17 protein-coding genes and 1 riboswitch are annotated in these 20,030 nt (G+C 68.7%); of the genes, 10 read left to right on the forward strand and 7 right to left on the reverse strand.

Going from position 1 to position 20,030, the window contains the following annotated elements; translation table 11 throughout:
• Nucleotides 1–6 precede the first annotated feature (6 nt).
• Together panD and ATK30_RS21705 are read left to right on the forward strand one after the other, a co-directional pair.
• A complete protein-coding gene (gene panD / locus ATK30_RS21700; protein WP_043827144.1) occupies nucleotides 7–501 on the forward strand; it encodes an aspartate 1-decarboxylase in 495 nt (164 codons plus the stop codon).
• Nucleotides 502–545: 44 nt separating this feature from the next.
• Nucleotides 546–1,319, forward strand: a complete 774-nt coding sequence (locus ATK30_RS21705) for a type III pantothenate kinase (protein ID WP_101437165.1) — start codon at nucleotides 546–548, stop codon at nucleotides 1,317–1,319.
• Here the strand turns inward: ATK30_RS21705 and ATK30_RS21710 are convergent.
• Nucleotides 1,316–2,050 (reverse strand): SDR family oxidoreductase, encoded by a 735-nt coding sequence (locus tag ATK30_RS21710; protein WP_101437166.1) that lies wholly within the window; start codon nucleotides 2,048–2,050, stop codon nucleotides 1,316–1,318. The two genes, ATK30_RS21705 and ATK30_RS21710, sit on opposite strands and share 4 nt — an antisense overlap.
• Nucleotides 2,051–2,142: 92 nt before the next feature.
• Here ATK30_RS21710 and ATK30_RS21715 point away from each other — a divergent pair, with 92 nt between their 5' ends.
• Nucleotides 2,143–2,997: a sigma-70 family RNA polymerase sigma factor gene (locus ATK30_RS21715; RefSeq protein WP_101437167.1), complete on the forward strand. Its 855-nt coding sequence runs from the start codon at nucleotides 2,143–2,145 to the stop codon at nucleotides 2,995–2,997.
• A gap of 3 nt (nucleotides 2,998–3,000) precedes the next feature.
• Here ATK30_RS21715 and ATK30_RS21720 read toward each other — a convergent pair whose 3' ends face one another.
• The gene (locus tag ATK30_RS21720) at nucleotides 3,001–3,315 is read right to left on the reverse strand and encodes a DMT family transporter (protein ID WP_037354758.1); all 315 of its coding nucleotides are present in this window, start codon (nucleotides 3,313–3,315) and stop codon (nucleotides 3,001–3,003) included.
• A 32-nt stretch (nucleotides 3,316–3,347) separates the two neighbouring features.
• Nucleotides 3,348–3,408: riboswitch (guanidine-III (ykkC-III) riboswitch) on the reverse strand.
• A gap of 49 nt (nucleotides 3,409–3,457) precedes the next feature.
• A complete protein-coding gene (locus ATK30_RS21725; protein ID WP_244194687.1) occupies nucleotides 3,458–4,222 on the reverse strand; it encodes a class I SAM-dependent methyltransferase in 765 nt (254 codons plus the stop codon).
• A gap of 82 nt (nucleotides 4,223–4,304) precedes the next feature.
• Here ATK30_RS21725 and lysS point away from each other — a divergent pair, with 82 nt between their 5' ends.
• On the forward strand, nucleotides 4,305–5,813 hold the full coding sequence (gene lysS / locus ATK30_RS21730; protein WP_101440984.1) for a lysine--tRNA ligase: 1,509 nt from the start codon (nucleotides 4,305–4,307) through the stop codon (nucleotides 5,811–5,813).
• 163 nt (nucleotides 5,814–5,976) lie between these two features.
• Nucleotides 5,977–6,330 (forward strand): histone-like nucleoid-structuring protein Lsr2, encoded by a 354-nt coding sequence (locus tag ATK30_RS21735; protein ID WP_009084272.1) that lies wholly within the window; start codon nucleotides 5,977–5,979, stop codon nucleotides 6,328–6,330.
• 139 nt (nucleotides 6,331–6,469) lie between these two features.
• Here the strand turns inward: ATK30_RS21735 and ATK30_RS21740 are convergent, their stop codons facing one another.
• The gene (locus tag ATK30_RS21740) at nucleotides 6,470–7,159 is read right to left on the reverse strand and encodes an AraC family transcriptional regulator (RefSeq protein ID WP_244194688.1); all 690 of its coding nucleotides are present in this window, start codon (nucleotides 7,157–7,159) and stop codon (nucleotides 6,470–6,472) included.
• Nucleotides 7,160–7,365: 206 nt separating this feature from the next.
• Here ATK30_RS21740 and ATK30_RS21745 point away from each other — a divergent pair, with 206 nt between their 5' ends.
• A complete protein-coding gene (locus ATK30_RS21745; protein WP_101437169.1) occupies nucleotides 7,366–7,935 on the forward strand; it encodes a TIGR03086 family metal-binding protein in 570 nt (189 codons plus the stop codon).
• A gap of 18 nt (nucleotides 7,936–7,953) precedes the next feature.
• On the opposite strand, the gene ATK30_RS21750 is transcribed toward ATK30_RS21745, so the two are convergent.
• Nucleotides 7,954–8,757 (reverse strand): (2Fe-2S)-binding protein, encoded by an 804-nt coding sequence (locus ATK30_RS21750; RefSeq protein ID WP_101440985.1) that lies wholly within the window; start codon nucleotides 8,755–8,757, stop codon nucleotides 7,954–7,956.
• Nucleotides 8,758–9,128: 371 nt separating this feature from the next.
• Here ATK30_RS21750 and ATK30_RS21755 point away from each other — a divergent pair, with 371 nt between their 5' ends.
• The 3 genes from ATK30_RS21755 (at nucleotide 9,129) to ATK30_RS21765 (ending at nucleotide 14,656) form a co-directional block, all read left to right on the forward strand.
• Entirely contained in the window at nucleotides 9,129–11,678 is a 2,550-nt protein-coding gene (locus tag ATK30_RS21755) for an ATP-dependent Clp protease ATP-binding subunit (RefSeq protein WP_101437170.1), read from the forward strand.
• A 64-nt stretch (nucleotides 11,679–11,742) separates the two neighbouring features.
• A complete protein-coding gene (locus ATK30_RS21760) occupies nucleotides 11,743–12,732 on the forward strand; it encodes a protein kinase family protein (protein WP_101437171.1) in 990 nt (329 codons plus the stop codon).
• A 121-nt stretch (nucleotides 12,733–12,853) separates the two neighbouring features.
• Nucleotides 12,854–14,656: an Hsp70 family protein gene (locus ATK30_RS21765; protein WP_101437172.1), complete on the forward strand. Its 1,803-nt coding sequence runs from the start codon at nucleotides 12,854–12,856 to the stop codon at nucleotides 14,654–14,656.
• A gap of 3 nt (nucleotides 14,657–14,659) precedes the next feature.
• Here the strand turns inward: ATK30_RS21765 and pcp are convergent, their stop codons facing one another.
• Together pcp and ATK30_RS21775 are read right to left on the reverse strand one after the other, a co-directional pair.
• Nucleotides 14,660–15,265 carry a pyroglutamyl-peptidase I gene (pcp, locus tag ATK30_RS21770; protein WP_101437173.1) on the reverse strand — a complete coding sequence of 202 codons (606 nt, stop codon included), beginning with the start codon at nucleotides 15,263–15,265 and terminating at the stop codon, nucleotides 14,660–14,662.
• The gene (locus tag ATK30_RS21775) at nucleotides 15,262–16,707 is read right to left on the reverse strand and encodes a M1 family metallopeptidase (protein WP_101437174.1); all 1,446 of its coding nucleotides are present in this window, start codon (nucleotides 16,705–16,707) and stop codon (nucleotides 15,262–15,264) included. The genes pcp and ATK30_RS21775 overlap by 4 nt, the downstream gene beginning before the upstream one ends.
• A gap of 145 nt (nucleotides 16,708–16,852) precedes the next feature.
• On the opposite strand from ATK30_RS21775, the gene ATK30_RS21780 reads away from it, so the two are divergent.
• Nucleotides 16,853–20,023 carry an AfsR/SARP family transcriptional regulator gene (locus tag ATK30_RS21780; RefSeq protein WP_101437175.1) on the forward strand — a complete coding sequence of 1,057 codons (3,171 nt, stop codon included), beginning with the start codon at nucleotides 16,853–16,855 and terminating at the stop codon, nucleotides 20,021–20,023.
• The last annotated feature ends 7 nt before the right edge of the window (nucleotides 20,024–20,030 follow it).

The raw sequence follows: 20,030 nt of genomic DNA on the forward strand, positions 1-20,030 counted from the left end.
TCCACGATGTATCGCACGATGCTGAAATCGAAGATCCACCGGGCCACGGTGACCCAGGCCGACCTGCACTACGTGGGTTCGGTCACGGTCGACGAGGACCTGATGGAGGCCGCCGACCTGCTCGAGGGCGAGCAGGTGTCCATTGTGGACGTCACGAACGGCGCGCGGCTGGAGACCTATGTCATCACCGGCGAGCGCGGCAGCGGCGTGCTCGGCATCAACGGAGCCGCCGCACACCTCGTGCATCCGGGCGACCTGGTCATCCTGATCGCCTACGGGCAGATGGACGACGCGGAGGCACGCGCTTACCGGCCGCGAGTGATCTTTGTGGACGATTACAACCGGATCGTCGAGCGCGGGGACGACCCGGCGCACGCGCCGGACGGATCGGGTCTGCTGAGCGGCACGGTCACGCTGCCCGAAGAGGACACGATGACCTTCCCGGTGGCCGAAACCGCGGACGCGCGCCGTCTCGACGCGTTGCTGCACGCCGAAAACTGAACCCGTCCCGGCGGCGGTCGCGAGCCGCGGTAAGGAAGACCTCGTTGCTGCTCACTGTCGACGTCGGCAACACCAATATCGTGCTCGGCCTCTACGAGGGCACCGAGCTCGTCGGTGACTGGCGGATGCGCACCGACGCGCGGATGACCGCGGACGAACTCGCGCTCACCGTGCGCGGGCTGCTCGGCCAGCACGCCGACGCGGTCACCGGAATCAGCGCGTTGTCCACCGTTCCCGCGGTGCTGCGGGAATTGCGGGTGATGCTCGGCCGCTATTACGCGCGGGTGCCGAAGGTCGTGGTCGAGCCCGGCGTGCGCACCGGGGTCGCGCTGCTGGTGGACAATCCGAAGGAAGTCGGCGCGGACCGGCTGGTGAACACCCTTGCCGCGCACCATTTGCACGCCACCGCGTGCGTGGTGGTCGATTTCGGCACCTCCACGAACGTCGACGCGATCTCGGCCCGGGGCGAATTCCTCGGCGGGGCGTTCGCCCCGGGCATCGAGATCTCGGTGGACGCGCTCGCCGCCCGCGCGGCGGCACTGCGCAAGGTGGAACTCGTCCCGCCGCGTTCGGTGATCGGCAAGAACACCGTGGAATGCCTGCAGTCCGGCATTTTGTACGGGTTCGCCGGCCAGGTCGACGGGCTCGTCCGGCGGATCGTGCGCGAATTGCAGCACGACAGCTCGGAACCGGTCACGGTGATCGCCACCGGCGGGCTCGCCCCGCTGGTGCTGGGCGAATCCGAGACGATCAAGGAGCACGTGCCGGACCTGACGCTGCTCGGCCTGCGCCTGGTGTACGAACGGAATGTGCGTTAGCCGAACTGCTCGGCGAGATAATCCTCGAAAGTGCGGGTGCCGGTGTCCGCGTCGAGGTTGAGGTTGCCGTTCGCGCGGTAGACCTTTCCGGCCGCTCCGGGAACGCGCATCGGCATTTTCAAGCGTCGTCGCCCGCTGGCCCGCACATACTTGTCGACCAGTTCGCCCATGCCGTACACCTTGGGTCCGGCCAGATCCCGCACCCGCCCGGCGGGGGCGCCGAGCGCCAGCCGGGCGATCCGCTCGGCCACCTCCCGCGCATCGACGGGCTGGAAATTGATCGCGGGCACCGGCACGACCGGCAGTTTCGCCACTGTCCGCACGGCATTGAGGCAAAGACCGTGGAACTGGGCCGCGCGCAGGATGGTCGACGGCACGTCCGCCGCGGTGAGGAGCTTTTCGGCCTCATGCTTGCGGCGGAAATAACCGAGTGGCATGGCGTCCGCGGCGATCACCGAAATGAAAACCAGGTGGCCGACTCCGGCGCGTTCGGCGGCGCGGACCAGATTCGCTGTCGCCACGTCGTCGCCCCGAGGGCCGCCGGCCAGGTGCACGACCACGTCGGCGCCGTCGACCGCGGGGGCGAGACCCTCGCCGGTCATCAGATCGCAGGCGAACCGGTCGGGGCCATTGGCCTTCCGGCTGAGGACTCGCACCTTCGCGTCGCCGAGGGCGGGAACGACCAGCTTGCCGAGAGTTCCGGTGCCGCCGGTGACCAAGATCGTCGTCATGGCAATTCCTTCCGGGTACAGTGCCGCTGGGCTTGGGCACTGGGGGGGGTGTCGTACTGGGGATGAAACGGCCCATGAAGGAGATGTGACAGGTGGACCGAAAAAACCTGCTCGCGGCTCAGTTCGAGGAAGAGCGGCCGAGGCTTCGTGGGGTCGCCTACCGGATGCTCGGCTCTCTTGCCGAGGCCGACGACGCGGTGCAGGAAGCCTGGCTGCGCGTCGACAGCGCGGATATTTCCGAGGTGCGGAATCTCCCCGCCTGGCTCACCACAGTGGTCGCGAGGGTGTGCCTGAACCTGTTGCGCACGCGCGAACGCCGTCGCGAGGATTCGCTGGACGCGTTCCCGCTCGATCGCGGCGACGACAGCGCGGACCTCGCCGAGGAGGCCCAGTTGGCGGAATCCGTCGGCCTGGCGATGCTGGTCGTGCTCGACGTCCTTGGCCCGGCCGAGCGGATTGCCTTCGTGCTGCATGACCTGTTCGCCGTGCCGTTCGAGGACATCGCCCAGATCCTGGACCGCAGCCCGGCGGCTGTCCGGCAGTTGGCCAGCCGGGCCCGCCGCCGGGTGCGTGGCGGAGAAGCCGGTCCGGCCGACGCGAGCAAGCGGCGCGGGGTCGTCGAGGCGTACCTGGCCGCCGCCCGCGAGGGAGACTTCGCCGGACTGCTTAAGGTGCTCGCCCCCGACGTCGTGCTGCACTCGGACACCGGCGCGGCACCGGTGGTGCTCCGCGGTGTCCGAGCGGTCAGCAAGGGTGCGCTGCTCGCTTCGGAAGTCGCGCGCAGCACGCAGGTCGCGCTGGTCGACGGCGTCCCCGGCCTGGTGCTCGCCCCGCGCGGCCGGCTGGCCGTGGTCCTGAAGTTCGTTTTCGACGGCGACCTGATCACCGGGATCGACGTGATTTCCGCGCCGGAGCGGCTGCGCGGGCTGGAGATCGCGCTCGGGTGAAGCTCAGTGGAACAGTTTCAGCCCGACGACCCCGGCGACAATCAGCACGAGGCAGGTGATCCGGCCGACGGTGAGCGGATCGTTCATCGCGACGATCCCGTAGACCGCGGTCCCCACCGCGCCGATGCCGACCCACACCGCGTATCCGGTGCCGAGCGGAATTTCGCGCAAGGAATACGCGAGGCCGGACATGCTGAGCAGCAGTGCGCCGCCGAACAGCAAGCTCGGCCAGAGCTTGCTGAAGCCTTTCGAGGCGCCGAGCGCGGCGGCCCAGACAGTTTCGAGAAATCCGGAAACGACGAGAACGAGCCAGGCCATGATCAAGAACCTTTCGCAGTGACGGATAGTCCACTGCGCCGTCTTGTCGTCACCGGGTACGACGCGCTCGTCCGGGGCGGGAACCGCCGCTTCCGAAATTAGCACTCCGGGGCCGCGCCGAGGTGGTGATTTCGGTCGCCGCTCAGCTCCGGCGGGCCCGCAGAACCGTCGTGACCAGTGGATAGTCGAATTCGCCCGTTCCCGTCTCCGGAACGGATTCCAGGTACGCCCTGGCTTCGGCGAGCCGGCGGTCGCGGTCGTCGTCCGACGCGACCAGCAGAAGCGAATGGGTGGCCACGGTGGCCAGCAGCGATTCGATCGTGCGGCGGTGCGTGTGGGCGAACTGGTCCTGTTCGAACGGACCGAAGCCGGCCGCGCGCAGCGGCTGGTCCGCCTCGGTGAACCCGCGGCTGACGCCGGTCCGGATCAGCCGCGAGAATTCGAGCACCCACGGCACGGATTCGTCGTCGTGATTCCACAGCGCGGCCACGACCCCGCCCGGCCGCAGGACTCGGCGGATCTGCGCGAACGCCGGAGCTAACTCGAACCAGTGCAGGGCCTGTCCGACGAACACCGCGTCCACCGATTCGTCCGGCAGCGGGATGTCCTCGGCCTTGCCGAGCAGCGCGGGAACGTCCGGGAGCCGCCGGGACAGTTCGGCGAGCATGCCCGGATCGGGTTCCACCGCGGTCACCGAACGGCCGAGGTCGGCCAGTCCCTGGGTGAGTTTTCCGGTGCCCGCCGCGAGGTCCAGCACGTCGCGTACCGGTCGGTTTGCTCCGGACATGCCCCATTCGAGTGCCGCCCGCGGATAGTCCGGCCGGTGCCGGGCGTAGGCGCTCGCCTGGTCGCCGAACGAAGAGGCCCGCCGGGCGCGCAGTTCCGCATCAGTGCCGGGATCGCTCACGGGTAACCACCCTAATACCGTGAGTGCCCTGGTAGGGGAATCCGGTTGACGCGGTTCACCAGCGGCTTCGTACGCTATGGCCATGACCGAATTCCCCGCGTCCGACGCACTGCCCGATGACGACCTGCCCGAACAGATGCGGGTGCGCCGGGACAAGCGCGACCGGATAATCGCGGAGGGCGCCGATCCTTACCCGGTCGAGGTTCCGCGTACGCACACTCTCGCGCAGATCCGTGCCGAACATTCCGGTCTCGAAGCCGACACCAGCACCGGCCAGTCGGTCGGCGTCACCGGTCGCGTCATGTTTCTCCGCAATACGGGCAAACTGTGTTTCGCCACTCTTCGTGAGGGCGACGGCACGGAACTGCAGGCGATGCTGAGTCTCGCGCAGGTCGGGGCCGAGTCTCTCGCCGCGTGGAAGTCCGATGTCGATCTCGGCGACCACGTATTCGTGCACGGCGAGGTGATCACCTCGAAGCGCGGCGAGCTTTCCGTGCTGGCCGACAGCTGGCAGATCGCGGCGAAGGCGTTGCGTCCGCTTCCGGTGGCGTTCAAGGAGCTGGCCGAGGAAACGCGAATCCGGCAGCGTTATGTCGATCTGATTATGCGCCCGCGCGCCCGCGACGTGGTGCGCACGCGTTCCGGCGTGATGCGCTCGCTGCGCGAGTCCTTCCACCGCCGGGGATTCACCGAGGTCGAGACGCCGATGCTGCAGACGCTGCACGGCGGAGCCGCGGCTCGTCCGTTCGTCACGCATTCCAATGCCTTCGACCTCGAGCTGTACCTGCGCATCGCGCCGGAGCTGTACCTCAAGCGCTGTGTGGTCGGCGGGATCGAGAAGGTTTTCGAGATCAACCGGAACTTCCGGAACGAGGGCAGCGACTCCTCGCACTCGCCGGAGTTCGCGATGCTCGAGTACTACGAGGCGTACGCCACTTATGACACGAATGCCGTGATGACCCGCGAACTCATCCAGGAGGCCGCGGAGAACGTGCTCGGCACCCAGGTCGTCACTCTCGCCGACGGAACCGAGTACGACCTTTCCGGCGAATGGACGACACTCGGCATGTACGAGTCGCTCTCGGAAGCACTCGGCGAGGAAGTGACGCCGGATACTTCCGCCGAAGCACTGCACAAGATCGCCGCGGCGCGCGAGATCGAGGTGGATCCCAAGCTAGCGCACGGCAAACTCGTCGAAGAACTGTGGGAACATCTCGTCGGCGACGGACTGCACGCTCCCACATTTGTCCGTGATTTCCCGCTCGAGACCTCTCCGCTCACCCGGCAGCATCGCAGCCGCCCCGGCGTGGCCGAGAAGTGGGACCTGTACGTGCGCGGATTCGAACTCGCGACTGGATACTCCGAGCTGGTGGATCCGGTCGTGGAACGGCAGCGGCTCACCGAACAGGCGCGGCTCGCGGCTGCCGGGGATAGCGAGGCGATGCGACTCGACGAGGATTTCCTGCGCGCGCTCGAGTACGGAATGCCGCCGAGCGGCGGGGTGGGAATGGGGATCGACAGGCTGCTGATGGCACTGACCGGTCTCGGTATCCGGGAGACGATCCTCTTCCCGCTCGTCCGGCCCGAATAGCTCGCCGCCCCGCCGCACGGTCGAGATTTTCTCAATGCGGATTTGCCTACGGCGGGGCAAGCGGGTATTAATATGGGTGTCAAAGACTTCTGTAACTCGGGGCTCGCCCCGAAACCAGATCATGTAGCCAGATCATTCGGGTAAGCCCCGCAGGAGGAATCAGATGGCACAGAAGGTGCTGGTCTCTCTGGTCGACGACCTCGACGGCAGTGAGGCGGAAGAGACCGTTGAGTTCGGTTTGGACGGTGTGAGCTACCAGATCGACCTGTCGGGCGAAAACGCCGAGGAACTGCGCGACGCGCTCGCGCAGTATGTCGAGCACGCCCGCCGCGCGGGCGGCCGCAAGCGCGCGCCGCTGCGTCCGGTCGCCGGCGGCAAGTCCCCGGCCCGCCCGGCCGCGGTCGACCGCGAGCAGAACCAGGCGATTCGCGCGTGGGCCCGCAAGAACGGTTTCCAGGTTTCCGACCGCGGGCGCATCCCGTCGGAGGTCGTCGAGGCTTACCACAAGAAGAACTGACCGGGCATTTCCGGAACTCGCGGATGCGGTCCTCCGGTGAGCGGAGGCGGGAGAACGCACCGCGCTGGAGACCGGTCTTCGCGGACTGAACGCCAAACGGCCGTCGGGAACATTCCCGGCGGCCGTTTGGCGTTCCGCATTAGTTTCCCGGCTTTGCGCCGTCCGGTGCGCCCGGCATCAGCCGGCGAGCGCAGCGGGCGTACTCCGCGGGAGGGGCTCCGGTCACCGCGCGGAAATCGCGGATGAAGTGAGGTTGGTCGCTATAGCCCAGCCGAGTCGCCAGATCCGCGTAATCCGGCGGGATCGGCGCGGCGAGCAACCGCGCCGCTTCGTTGAGCCGGTAAATCCGGATCGCCCACTTCGGCGTTGTTCCGACGTGTTCGGCGAACAACCGCTGCACTGCCCGGACCGACAGTCCGAGTGCCGCGGCCAGTTCCGCGACCCGGGTGATCCCGGGATCCGCGGCGATTGTTTCCACCGCCTCCGCGGCTGCCCGCGTCGCTCGGGTAATGGGGCGGCGGCATGCGATCAGCAAGTTGTCGATTGCAGTGATCATTTCCTCGTCGGTCCGCGCATTCCGGATGGTTTTTTCCGCGATCGCCGCACCCGGCCCGAAGATCGCGGCCACGTCGACCGACCGATCGGCGAGGGTGCGCACCGGGGCGTCGAGGAACGGGCGGAAACAGCCGGGCCGGATCCTGGCCCCGATCCCGTGCACGCGTCCGCTGAGCCGATGGGTGAAAAGCTGGTGCGCCGGACCGTAAACGCCGCACGCGCCGGGGAAGAACGTCAGGTGCACCGACAGATTCGCCCACCACCTGCTGGTCATGGGATTCGGCGAGGTTCCAGCGCAGCACCCAGTGGTGTTCCACGAACTCGCGCAGTTCCGGGGCCGGCGGATGCCGCGTCAGCGTGAACTTGGTGCGAGCCGTCCGCTCGTTCAGGATGCCGCTCGGGATCCGCCGCATGGCTGAAAACGGTAGTGCGTCGCGTAATTTCAAGACGGCCGCCGCCTCGCGTGGTTGGCTCGGCCGCATGTCGAATCACTCCGGACTGCTCGCCCCGGCCGCCGCCGAACTGCGGCGCGCCGCGGCGGCCGCCCCGTCGCTGACCGCGCCCACGGCCTGCGCCGACTACGACGTTCGCGGCCTTCTCAACCACCTTTTCTACTGGGGTCCCTGGCTCGCCGCCGCGATCCGGCACGAGCCCTACGAACCGCCCGCGCCGAGCGAAGCCGCGGCCTCCCTCGTCGCGGACGACTGGCCGAAGGCGCTCCAGGCGATGACCGACGACGTGCTCGCCGCGCTCGCCCCGCCGGAGGCATGGACCGGCACCGTCGCCTTCGGCGGCTCGGAGCTGCCCGCCTCGGTCGTCGGAGACATGGTGCTCTGCGAACTCGTCGTGCACGCCTGGGATCTCACGCGGGCGAGCGGCACTGAGCTGAACTGCCCCGACGAAGCCGCCGAAGTCGTTCTCGCGTTCGCGGCGGGGATGGGCGAAGAGGCTCGCGCCAACGGCGTCTTCGGTCCGGAAGTCGCGGTGCCGGAAACCGCGCCGGTGCTGCACCGGGCGCTGGGCGCGACGGGCCGGAACCCGTACGCCTGAAATTTCACTCGATGGAGATCATCGGCGGCAGACGCGCGGACAGCTTTCGCATTCCGCTTCGCCGGGGAGGAGATAGGAGAAGCAGCAGCTCTCCCGACGTCGTTCCCAAACCCGGCGGCCGTCGTCGTTGATCGCCATCCGCAAGGTGGACGCCGAGGTCAGCGGGCGGTACTGCACGTCGAGCACCAGTGCGGCATCCGCGACGCCAGCGCCTTCGGCCTCGGCTGTCCCGCCTTGCCGGCCCACTCGCCACAGGGCGCCGTCCAGCGCGTCTGTAGCGGCCGCCCAGAGCACGCGGCGGCCGAGCCGGGTGCCGGGTGCGTAGGCGCGGACGAAGCGGGCAGCGTGGCCGACGAACTGCGCGCGCAGGACCGCGGCCAGCGCGCGCTCGTCGCGCACGACGGTGGCCTCGGGGCGGGGGCTGCCCGGGTCGGTCGGCAGGCAGTAGAAGGTGTCGCTGAGCACGGCCATGCCCTCGGGATGCGGCCGGTCGGGGCCGAGGCCGAACGCGAGCTGTTCCGGCTTCAGCGACGGCACCCGGCGCTCGTGGTGCAGCAGCAACGCGCCCACGTACGCGGGGACGTGCAGGTACCAAGACATCACATAGCTGGCTGCTGTGCGCGCGGGTGCCGCGCCGTGCTGGTCGAGGAGCCAGTCGGTCAGGCGGGACCGCCACTCGACGAACAGCGCGGGCTGTTCCAGGAGGTCAGCGCAGCGAGACCAGCCCTCGGGGACGTCGCGGCGCAGCTCGTGCCGGAGCAGGGAGGACTCGAGACCGTCGGCGATCTCGCGGGCGTCGTCGCGCGAGCGCTGCGGGTTCACCCGGTCCTCCCTGTTCTGTCCGGCCTTCATTAGGTGTGCCTAACCTTACATACGGCGCGGCATTGCGCCAATCGGGTGGCCAAGGGGTGAGACCACCCGGACGCGCGGAGGTGTTCGCGCTGAGCGGACAGGGGCGCCCGGGCGGAATCCTGATCCGGTCCCGTACGTTCGACAGGGAGTAAAGGTGCAGCGCAACCGGATGATGAGCGGGGACCGACCGGGTCGCCAGCCGGATGCGAAAGGGCCGCCGGAAGCCGTAGTGGTACGCAAGCGCGACCGCTTGGCTACTAGAGTGGTCTCACGGTGCTGTCCGCCGCGGACGCGATCCGCGGAGGTTACGGGCCGCCGACGCAGCAGTCGAGGGAGTGCGCATGTTTGAGAGGTTCACCGACCGCGCGAGGCGGGTGGTCGTCCTGGCCCAAGAAGAGGCCCGGATGCTCAACCACAACTACATCGGCACCGAGCACATCCTCCTGGGTCTGATCCACGAGGGTGAGGGTGTCGCCGCCAAGGCGCTGGAGTCGCTGGGCATCGCCCTCGAGGGCGTGCGCCAGCAGGTCGAGGAGATCATCGGCCAGGGCCAGCAGGCGCCGAGCGGGCACATCCCGTTCACGCCGCGGGCGAAGAAGGTGCTGGAGCTGTCGCTGCGCGAGGCGCTGCAGCTCGGCCACAACTACATCGGCACGGAGCACATCCTGCTCGGCCTGATCCGCGAGGGCGAGGGCGTCGCCGCCCAGGTGCTCGTGAAGCTGGGCGCGGACCTCAACCGGGTCCGCCAGCAGGTGCTGCAGCTCCTGTCGGGCTACCAGACCGGCGAGAAGTCCACCGAGAGCGGCTCCGGCCGCGGCGAGGGCACGCCGTCCTCCTCGCTGGTGCTCGACCAGTTCGGCCGCAACATGACCGTGCTCGCCCGCGAGGGCAAGCTCGACCCGGTCATCGGGCGCGGCAAGGAGATCGAGCGGGTCATGCAGGTGCTGTCCCGCCGGACCAAGAACAACCCGGTGCTCATCGGCGAGCCGGGCGTCGGCAAGACCGCCGTCGTCGAGGGCCTCGCGCAGAGCATCGTCAAGGGCGAGGTGCCCGAGACGCTCAAGGACAAGCAGCTCTACACCCTCGACCTCGGCTCGCTGGTCGCCGGTTCGCGGTACCGCGGCGACTTCGAAGAGCGCCTGAAGAAGGTGCTCAAGGAGATCAAGACCCGCGGCGACATCATCCTGTTCATCGACGAGCTGCACACGCTCGTCGGCGCGGGCGCCGCCGAGGGCGCGATCGACGCGGCGTCGATCCTGAAGCCGATGCTGGCCCGCGGCGAGCTGCAGACGATCGGTGCGACCACCCTCGAGGAGTACCGCAAGTACATCGAGAAGGACGCCGCGCTGGAGCGCCGTTTCCAGCCGATCCAGGTGGGCGAGCCGTCGCTCGAGCACACGATCGAGATCCTGAAGGGCCTGCGCGACCGGTACGAGGCGCACCACCGCGTCTCGATCACCGACTCGGCGCTGGTCGCGGCCGCGACGCTGGCCGACCGCTACATCAACGACCGGTTCCTGCCGGACAAGGCGATCGACCTGATCGACGAGGCCGGGGCCCGGATGCGGATCCGCCGGATGACCGCGCCGCCGGACCTGCGGGAGTTCGACGAGAAGATCGCCGACGTCCGCCGGGACAAGGAGTCCGCGATCGACGCGCAGGACTTCGAGCGGGCCGCGCGGCTGCGCGACGAGGAGAAGCAGCTCCTCGGCCAGAAGGGCGAGCGCGAGAAGCAGTGGAAGGACGGCGACCTGGACGTCGTCGCCGAGGTGGACGACGAGCAGATCGCGGAGGTGCTGGCCAACTGGACCGGCATCCCGGTGTTCAAGCTCACCGAGGAGGAGACCACCCGGCTGCTGCGCATGGAGGACGAGCTCCACAAGCGCATCATCGGCCAGGAGGACGCGGTCAAGGCCGTCTCGCAGGCGATCCGCCGTACCCGTGCGGGTCTGAAGGACCCGAAGCGCCCGTCCGGTTCGTTCATCTTCGCCGGCCCGTCCGGTGTCGGTAAGACGGAGCTGTCGAAGGCGCTGGCGTCCTTCCTGTTCGGCGAGGACGACGCGCTCATCCAGATCGACATGGGCGAGTTCCACGACCGCTACACCGCTTCGCGGCTCTTCGGCGCCCCTCCGGGCTACGTCGGCTACGAAGAGGGCGGGCAGCTGACCGAGAAGGTGCGGCGCAAGCCGTTCTCGGTGGTGCTTTTCGACGAGATCGAGAAGGCGCACCAGGAGATCTACAACACCCTCCTGCAGGTGCTGGAAGACGGCCGGCTCACCGACGGCCAGGGCCGGACGGTCGACTTCAAGAACACCGTGCTGATCTTCACCTCGAACCTGGGCACCTCGGACATCTCGAAGTCCGTGAGCCTCGGCTTCTCCTCCGGAGCGGACACCGCGAACCGCTACGAGAAGATGAAGCAGAAGGTCAACGAGGAAATGAAGAAGCATTTCCGCCCGGAGTTCCTGAACCGGATCGACGACATCATCGTCTTCCACCAGCTCAACCAGGAACAGATCATCCAGATGGTGGATCTGATGATCGGCCGGGTCGAGACGCAGCTCAAGGCCAAGGACATGGAGATCGAGCTCACCGAGAAGGCGAAGGCGCTGCTGGCCAAGCGCGGCTTCGACCCGGTGCTCGGCGCCCGGCCGCTGCGCCGCACGATCCAGCGCGAGATCGAGGACCAGCTGTCGGAGAAGATCCTGTTCGGCGAGGTCGAGCCGGGTCAGATCATCGTGGTCGACGTCGAGGGCTGGAGCGGCAACCCGGAGGACCGCGACGACGAGGCGCACTTCACCTTCCGTGGAGAGAAGCGTCCGTCCTCGGTTCCCGACGCTCCGCCGGTGAGCATCGGCGCCGGGGAGAACGGCGAGTCCGAGAACGAGTGAGTTAACTGAAGAAAAAGGGCGGCTCCCAGGTTGGGGGCCGCCCTTTTCTCTATTGTCTTGAGCTATGGGGTCTTCTTCGCGAATCTCGCGGCACGCCGCGGCGAGCACCGCGCTTTCGCTGTTGAGCGACCGGCAGCTGACTGAGCGGCTGGAGTCCGCCGAGGTGCTGTCCGAGGGAATCGGCGGCACCGGCGTCCGGCTGGATGTCGACGGAGTTCCGGTCTTCGCGAAGCGGGTTCCGCTTACCTTGCTGGAGCGGCAGCATCCGCATTCCACGGCCAATCTGTATGGCCTGCCTGCCTTTTGCCATTACGGTCTGGGTTCGCCGGAGGGCTCCGCCTGGCGGGAACTGGCGCTGCACGTCATGGCGAATGGCTGGGTCCTCAGCGGGGACTGCGAGAACTTTCCCTTGCTGCACCACTGGCGCGTGCTGCCGGTCCCCTCGGGCCGGGTGCCAGACCGTCCGTTGGAGGAAGACGTCGAGTACTGGGGCGGTTCCGCTGCGGTCCGTCGGCGGCTGACGGAACTGCGGGATTCGTCGTCGAGCGTTGTTTTGTTCTGCGAGTATTTTCCGGCCAATCTGCATCGGTGGCTGCCTGGTCGTCTGGACCAGGTCGATCGGGTCGCGGCGGAGCTCGCCGATACGCTCTCGTTCCTTCGCGCGCAGGGTGTCTTGCACTTCGACAACCACTTCGAGAACTTCCTGACCGACGGCGATCGGTTTGTCCTGACTGATTTCGGCCTGGCGTTCGCGCGCCGGTTCGATCTGACCGAGGCGGAGCTGGCGTTCGCGGACCTGAATGCGGAGCACGACCGGGCTTACGGGTCGATGTATTGGGTGAACTGGCTGGTGACCGAGGTGTGCGGGACGTGGGACCGAGAGAGCCGCCTGGCCGCGGTGCGTCGCGCGGCCGCTGGGGAGCTCGAGTTGCCTTCGCCGATCGCCGAGCTGGTGGCACGGCATGCCTCGGTGGCGGTGGAGATGAACGACTTCTACGGGCGGCTCCTGGAGGACCGGGAGACACCTTTTCCGGCGGCGGTTTTCGCGGGGTAGGACGCGGTCTACTGGTCGAGCGCGATCAGTTTCCGCCGCGGCGCACGACTCTCCCGCGGTAGTCGATATCGGTCCCAGCGCTCGTGAGACGATGCGGTGGGGTTTTGGGGAGGGGAACTGCGTGGACGTCCTGTCGATCGACTTCGGTACTTCCAGCACAGTTGGCGTCTTGGCGGCCTTCGGGCGCGGGCCGCGGGCTATTGAGGTCGACGGGTCGGTCACCATGTCCTCCGCGGTTTACGCGGAGGAGGACGGGCAGCTCGTCGTCGGCCAGGACGCGGAGCGCCGGGCTCGGCTGGATCCCAGCCGGTTCGAGCCGTATCCCAAGCGGCGGATCGACGACGGCGAGCTGCTGCTCGGCGATCGGGTGGTGCCGGTGGTCGACGCCTTCGCCGCTGTGTTGCGGCGGATGGGCGAGGAGGCGGAGCGGCAGCTTTCCGGGGTTCCGGACGAGGTGCGGTTGTCGCATCCGGCCGGGTGGGGCGCGCAGCGGCAGCGGACTCTTCGGGAGGCGGCGGGCAAGGCTGGGTTCGTCCGGGTGCGGTTGGTGCCGGAACCAGTCGCGGCGGCCGCGCATTACGCGACCCTTCGCGAAACGGGCGCGCCTAGCGGGCCGATCGCGGTTTACGACCTCGGTGCGGGCACCTTCGACTGCGCGGTCGTCGGCGCGGGTAACGCGGTGCTGGCGGAGGACGGGTTGCCGGATCTCGGCAGCCTGGACATCGACCAGGCCCTGCTGGTCCATATTGGACGGTCGGTGTCGCATGCGGATCCGGCGCAGTGGCAACGGCTTCTCCGTCCGCAGACGACCAGCGACCGACGGTTGCGGCGAGTGTTGCTCCAGGACGTCCGCGACGCCAAGGAGAGCCTTTCCCGGCACGCGCACACCGAGGTGCCGATGCCGGATCCGTTCGGCGACGTCCTCGTCACCCGGGCCGAGTTGGAAGCCCTGGTGCGGCCGAATTTGTTGCGCAGCACTGAAATGCTCGCGGCGACGATCGCGCGGGCCGGGCTTTCGCCGGATCGGCTCGGCGGCGTGTACCTGGTCGGCGGGCCCAGCCGGATGCCGTTGCTCGCGTCGCTGGTCGGGTCGACGCTGGGCGTGGTGCCGACCACCGAGGACCAGCCGGAGACCGCGGTCGCGTTCGGGTTGCATCACGTGCCGGTCGACGAGCGTCCGGTGCCTCCGTCCGTGCCGACCCCCGCGGCGCCGAGTCAAGCAGCGGTTCGACCAGCATCCTGGCCGCCCGTTCAGCAGCAGCCCGGCCCTGCGCAGTGGCGGCCAGCCCCGATGCCGCCCCCGGCCGGATGGCGGCCGCCGCGGAAGAAGTCCCGCAAGCCTGTCGTAATCGGTGCCATCGCGCTGGCGGTGCTCGCAGTTGCCGGGATCGTGACTGCCATCGTCGCCACTCGCGGTGACGGCGAAACCCCGCGAGCAGGCTCGAACCAATCGGTTACCGCGCCGCCCAGCACAGCAGCCTGCGCTGGTTCGCAACCAGCGCTCCCCGGCGAAAACGGCCTCACGAAATGCATCCGCCGGCTGGCCGGGCCGACCATCCAAACTCGCGCCACCTGTTCGGACGACCCGGAACTGGCGAAAGCCTTGGGCGCAACGCGCACCGCGCTGTGCCGCTTCCCGGACAAGACCACCGTCGCGTTCCACGAGGGGCTCACGCTCGCCCAGGTCGAACCGAGTGCGCGCAAGGACATGACCGGCCGTATCGAGACCGACACCTGGCGCACCCGTACCGGGCTGAGCGGCCGTTACGTCGCCGGGGTCGGGCCGAAGCTGGGGCTGCTGATCTACCAGGCCGACGGTATCCCCGTGGTCGGCACGGTGATGGACACCAGCCCGTCGCACACGAGCCGCCGGCCGCAGGATTTGGTGCAGTTCTTCGAGCAGACCGTCCAGCCTGGCGAATAAACGTCAGTGCAGCGTGCCTGCCGAGGTCGTGACGTCCTCGTGCACGGTCAGCGCGGTGTCCACCACGATCTCGAGCGCTCGCGCGGTCGAGTCCAGCGGCATCCGGGCTTCCTCCGGCACGTGCACGAAACCGCCGCGCAGTCCGGGAAACTCCGTCGCGATCAGGTGCATCAGGCCGTAGAAGACCTGATTGCACACGTACGTCCCGGCGGTGTACGACACGGCTGCGGGCAGGCCCGCCGACTGCATCGCCGCGACCGCCGCTTTCACCGGCAGCGTGGTGAAGTACGCGGACGGCCCGCCTGGAACCACCGGCTGATCGACCGGCTGCGCGCCCGCGTTGTCCGGGATCCGCGCGTCGATCAGGTTGATCGCCACCCGTTCCGGCGTCACGTGCTCGCGCCCGCCCGCCAACCCGGCGCACACGACCAGTTCCGGCCGGTGCGCCAGGATCGCGGCCCGCAGCGCGGGCAGCGACGCGTCGAACTCGCACGGCAGCTCGACCGCCACCGTGTCCGTCCGCCGCGCCGCTGCCAGCGAGGCTGCCTGCCAAGAAGGGTTCGTCGCCGCTCCGTCGAAGGGCGCGAACCCCGTCAGCAGAATCGTCATCCGGCGGCCGGCTTCAGGTCGCCCGGGTAAAGGTATTCGTCAGACGGCTTGCCGTTGCCGTAGATCCACGCGTCGAAGAAGCCCTGCAGGTCCATGCCGGACACCTTCTCACAGTACTTCTGGAACTCCTGCATGCTCGCGTTCCCGTTGTGGTGCACGGAGTTCCAGGTCTTGAGCACCTGGTCGAACGCTTCCTGTCCCAGGTACTTGCTGAGGGCGTGCAGCATGACCGGGCCCTTGGAATACACGTAGGTGAACTCGTGTCCGGGACCCATGTCGTACAGCTTGCCCGCCCAGAACTGGTCGCTCGCCGACGCGACCTTGGTGCGGTAGGTGGCGTCGAGATCCTCGCCGTTCTTCTGCGCCCAGAGCCAGGTCGCGTAGGACGCGAAGCATTCGTTGAGGCACACGTCCTTCCAGTGGTCGACGGCAACCGTGTCGCCCCACCACTGGTGCGCGTTCTCGTGCACGATCGTGCTGATGTTGCCCGCGCGGCCCGAGTAGATCGGCCTGCTCATCGTCTCCAGCGAGAATCCGATCGGCTCGGTCAGGTAGATGCCGCCCGCGGCGTCCACCGGGTACTTGCCGAACTTCGATTCGAGGAAGTCGAGGACCTCCGGCAGTTGCGCGTCGGCCTGCTTGGTGGCGTCGGTGGTGCCCGGTGCGTACGCGCTGACGATCGGGGTGCCGTCCGCGCGCTGGCGCTTGTTGAAGGTCCACTTGTCGATCGCGACCGTCGTCATGTACGACGCGGTCGGGGTGTCCTCCGCCCAGACGTGCGTGGTGCCCGCCCGCGTCCGGTACTTGCCGACCTCGCGGCCGTTGGCGATCACGCCCCACTCATCCGGCACGGTGATCGACAGCCGGAACTTCGCCTTGTTGCGCGGGGTGTCGTTGACCGGATACCAGGTGGTGGCGGACTTCGGCTCGCCGGCCGCGAACGCGCCGCCGGACTTGGTGAACTGCCAGCCGTTCTTGCCGAGGTTCGGGTCGTCGATCGCCGCCGGAACGCCGTGGTAGGCGACCTCGGTGGTGAACGGCAGACCCTTCCACAGCGGCGACTTCGGCGTGATCACGAGTTCGTGGTCGCCGGTGCGGGTGAACTTCGCGGGCGCGCCGTTGACCCGGACCGCGTCGACGGTGAGGCCCCGGAGGTCGAGGTCGAACGAGCTGAGCGACTGGGTCGCCTTCGCGTGGACCGTCTGGAGACCGGCGAGCTGGTGGGTGTCCGGAGCGTAGTTGACCTTGAGGTCGTAGTCGGAGACCTCGTACCCGCCGTTGCCGTCTTGGGGGTAGTAGCTGTCCCCGGCGCCGTCGGAACCGGGCGTCGGCCGATCCCAGCCGCCCGGTCCGGCCGACGCGATCCCCGTGCCGAGCGTCAATGCGGTGAGGGTGGCTGCGACGGTCACTGCCGGACGACGCCAGCGGTGCAGTGCTCTCATGGGCGCTCCTGTGTCTGCGGGTGAATCCTCCGCAACGTAGCGCCGGGAAGGCGGGCAGTAACCGCTTGACGGCAAATTGTCCCGAAAGTCCACACTTACGTCGGTCTCCGGCGCGGCCGGGCGTTCGTCTGGAAAGCTGGACGCCATGCGCGTCGCGCTGCTGGGCCCGCTGCGAGCGGAGGGGGAGGACGGCACGCCGATCGACATCGGCGGAGCCCGCCTTCGCATGCTCCTTTCGCGGCTTGCCCTCGACGCCGGTCGCGCGGTTCCCGCCGAAGCGCTGATCGACGGCTTGTGGGGCGCGGAACCTCCGGCCGACGCGGCCAATGCGCTCCAGTCGCTCGTCTCGCGGCTGCGTCGCGCGCTGCGGCCCGCGGGGGCCGAGCTGGAGTCCTCCAGCGGCGGTTACCGGCTCGCGGTGCCTCCGGAGGCGGTGGATCTCCACCGGTTCGAGCAGCTGTCCGCGCAGGGCCGCCGGGAGCTTGCCGCTGGGCGGGACAGTACTGCCGCCGAAGCGCTCGCTTCCGCGCTCGCGTTGTGGCGCGGACCGGCGCTCGCGGATGTGCTGGACGCGCCGTTCGCCGCCGCGCCCGCGACGCTGCTGGAGGAGCGGCGCACGGAGACCACCGAGGCCTGGTTCGAAGCCGAGCTGAGGCTGGGACGGCACACCGATGTGCTCGCGGAACTCACCGCGGCCGCGCAGGCGCATCCGCTGCGGGAACGGTTGGCTGGCTTGCGAATCCGTGCGCTTTCCGCTGCCGGACGCCAGGCGGACGCACTCGCCGCGTACTCCGCGATCCGCACCACGCTGGCCGAAGAGCTGGGCGTCGACCCGTCGGCGGAGCTGCAGGAAGTGCATCTGCGTGCGCTGCGCGGCGAGTACACGCCGGTCGCCGCTGCGGTCGATCGGTTGCCGCAGCGGCTGACCAGCTTCATCGGCCGTACCGACGAGCTGAAACTGCTGGCCGAACTCCTCGAAGGAGCCCGGCTGGTCACGCTCGTCGGACCGGGCGGCGCGGGCAAGACCCGGCTCGCGACGGAAGCGGCGTCGCGGCATCCGGCGCATTCGCGCGGCCTGGTGTGGTTCGTGCCGCTGGCTGGCGTGCGCGATGCCGAAGACGTGTTGTCCGCGTTGCTCAACGCGTTGGAGGTGCGCGATCTCCGGGCGACGGAGACCGAGGCGCGGCGCCGGCAGGTCGATCCGTTCGAACACGCGGTGGAGACGCTCGGCGGCGCGGAAGCGTTGCTGGTGCTGGACAATTGCGAACACGTCGTGGACGCCGCCGCGGAGCTGGCGGAGGATTTGCTGCGCCGGCTCCCGTCGTTGCGGGTGCTCGCCACGAGCCGCGAGCCGTTGGCGATCACCGGGGAAACGCTGTGCCCGCTCGGCCCGCTGCCGGTGCCGGACGAGGCCGCGCCGCCCGATGACGTCGGCACGCTCGATTCGGTCCGGCTGTTCCTCGACCGCGCGATGGCGGTACGGCCGGGTTTCCGGCTTGATGAGTCCACAGTGGACGCGGTGCGGCAGATCTGCCGCCGGCTCGACGGAATGCCGCTCGCGCTCGAACTGGCCGCCGCACGGCTGCGGTCGATGACGGCCGGACAGATCGCCGAGCGCCTCGACGACCGGTTCCGGTTGCTCACCTCCGGCAGCCGGACGGCGTTGCCGCGTCAGCGCACGTTGCGCGCGGTGGTCGAGTGGAGCTGGGACCTGCTGAACGACGCGGAGGTCCGGCTCGCGCGCAGGCTCGCGGTGTTCGCGGCGAGCTTTTCCGAGGAAGCGGTGGAAAACGTCTGCGCGGACGACGAACTTCCCGCGGAAGACATCGTGTACGTGCTCGGTTCGCTGGTCGAGAAGTCCATTGTGGACGTGGTGGGCTCGCGGTATCGCCTGCTGGAAACGTTGCGCGCCTACGCGACCGAGCGGCTCGCTGAATCCGGCGAGCGGGAGCGGATGCGGGCCGCGATGGTCGCCTACTACGCGGAACTGGCGCACCGCAACGAACCGTTGGTGCGCGGGCGGGATCAGCTCCAGGCGATCGACGTGTACGAGCATGACAGCGACAACTTCACCTCCGCGCTGAGGGCGGCGATCGAGTCGGGCTCCGCGGAATTGGCGGCCCGGCTGCTGTACGGGATGTTCTGGTACCTGAACATCGCCGGCCAGAACGAGCGGGCCGCGGTGTTCGTGGACGAGGTGCTCGAACTTGGCCCCAAGCTGCCGCCGGACCTGGCGGCGGGGTTGCGGTTGATTCAGGTGCTGGTCCAGGTCATGCCGGTGCCGCAGGAGAAGGCCGACGTCCGCGAACTGATCGAAGAATGCCTGCGGACCGGTGCGGCGGAACGGAGTCCGTGGCTCTGGCTGGGGCTGCCGATCGTGGCTTACCTCCACGGCGAACGGGACCTGGCGAAGCGCGAGATCCGCCGGGCCATCGAACGGGATGACGTCTGGGGTCGCGCAGCCGGACACTGGGCGGAGAGTTTCGTCCTCGGCGACATGGGCGACCTCGAAGGCGCGGAGCGGGCGCGGGAGCTCGCCCACCAGGGCTTCGCCGAGGTCGGTGACCGGTGGGGTCTCGGCATGACGCACGGTTTCCGGGCCGCGGCGCAATCGCAGGCCGGGGATCACGAGGCGGCGATCGCCGGGTACACCGAGGGCCTGCGGCTGGCGATGGAGCTGCGGTCCAAAGACGACATCGTGCAGCAGTGGTGGCGGCTTGCGGTGGAACGTTCGCGCGCCGGCGATCAAGAGGGCGCGTGGCGGGACATGGAGGCCGCGGAACGCTACGCGTCTTCCGGCGGCAACAGCGGATTGCGGCTGATCGTGTTGCTCGGCCGCGCAGAGTTGTTGATCCGCGAGAACAACGTCGCGCAGGCGCGCGAGGTTTTCCGGCAACTGAAAGCGGCGCGGTCGGAATGGTCGACGCCGGAGGGCTTCGGAGAGGAATGGATCGGCGCGATCGAAGCCGGGTTGCTGCTCGCCGAAGGACGTCCAGAGGAAGCGGAATCGCCGGTGTTCGCGGTGATCGACCAGGCGGCCGGGCGCTTCGACATGCCGGACCTGGCCGGCATGGTCGAGCTGCTGGCGCGGATCCGGTACCGGCAGGGGCGGCTCGAGGACTCCGCGCGGATGCTCGCGCTGAGCGCGGTGGTGCGCGGACGGTTCGACCTGGGGAGCCCGGAGGTGCGGGAGCTGATCGCCGACCTGACCCGGGAGCTGGGCGCGGAACGGTACGAGGCGCTCGTAGCCGAAACCTCGCGGCTGGACCGGGCGGAGGCGATCGAGGCGGTGCGCGCGGAACGCTCGCACGAGTAGGCCGTTA

It is taken from the genome of Amycolatopsis echigonensis (genome assembly GCF_002846615.1).
GTDB lineage: Bacteria > Actinomycetota > Actinomycetes > Mycobacteriales > Pseudonocardiaceae > Amycolatopsis > Amycolatopsis echigonensis.

Coding starts and splice junctions, on each gene's coding strand:
- ATK30_RS21745 (WP_101437169.1), top strand. CDS start 7,366: ATGTCGAATCACTCCGGACTGCTCGCCCCGGCCGCCGCCGAACTGCGG.
- pcp (WP_101437173.1), bottom strand. CDS start 15,265: ATGACGATTCTGCTGACGGGGTTCGCGCCCTTCGACGGAGCGGCGACG.
- lysS (WP_101440984.1), top strand. CDS start 4,305: ATGACCGAATTCCCCGCGTCCGACGCACTGCCCGATGACGACCTGCCC.
- ATK30_RS21760 (WP_101437171.1), top strand. CDS start 11,743: ATGGGGTCTTCTTCGCGAATCTCGCGGCACGCCGCGGCGAGCACCGCG.
- ATK30_RS21755 (WP_101437170.1), top strand. CDS start 9,129: ATGTTTGAGAGGTTCACCGACCGCGCGAGGCGGGTGGTCGTCCTGGCC.
- ATK30_RS21720 (WP_037354758.1), bottom strand. CDS start 3,315: ATGGCCTGGCTCGTTCTCGTCGTTTCCGGATTTCTCGAAACTGTCTGG.
- ATK30_RS21710 (WP_101437166.1), bottom strand. CDS start 2,050: ATGACGACGATCTTGGTCACCGGCGGCACCGGAACTCTCGGCAAGCTG.
- ATK30_RS21735 (WP_009084272.1), top strand. CDS start 5,977: ATGGCACAGAAGGTGCTGGTCTCTCTGGTCGACGACCTCGACGGCAGT.
- ATK30_RS21780 (WP_101437175.1), top strand. CDS start 16,853: ATGCGCGTCGCGCTGCTGGGCCCGCTGCGAGCGGAGGGGGAGGACGGC.
- ATK30_RS21740 (WP_244194688.1), bottom strand. CDS start 7,159: ATGACCAGCAGGTGGTGGGCGAATCTGTCGGTGCACCTGACGTTCTTC.
- ATK30_RS21775 (WP_101437174.1), bottom strand. CDS start 16,707: ATGAGAGCACTGCACCGCTGGCGTCGTCCGGCAGTGACCGTCGCAGCC.
- panD (WP_043827144.1), top strand. CDS start 7: ATGTATCGCACGATGCTGAAATCGAAGATCCACCGGGCCACGGTGACC.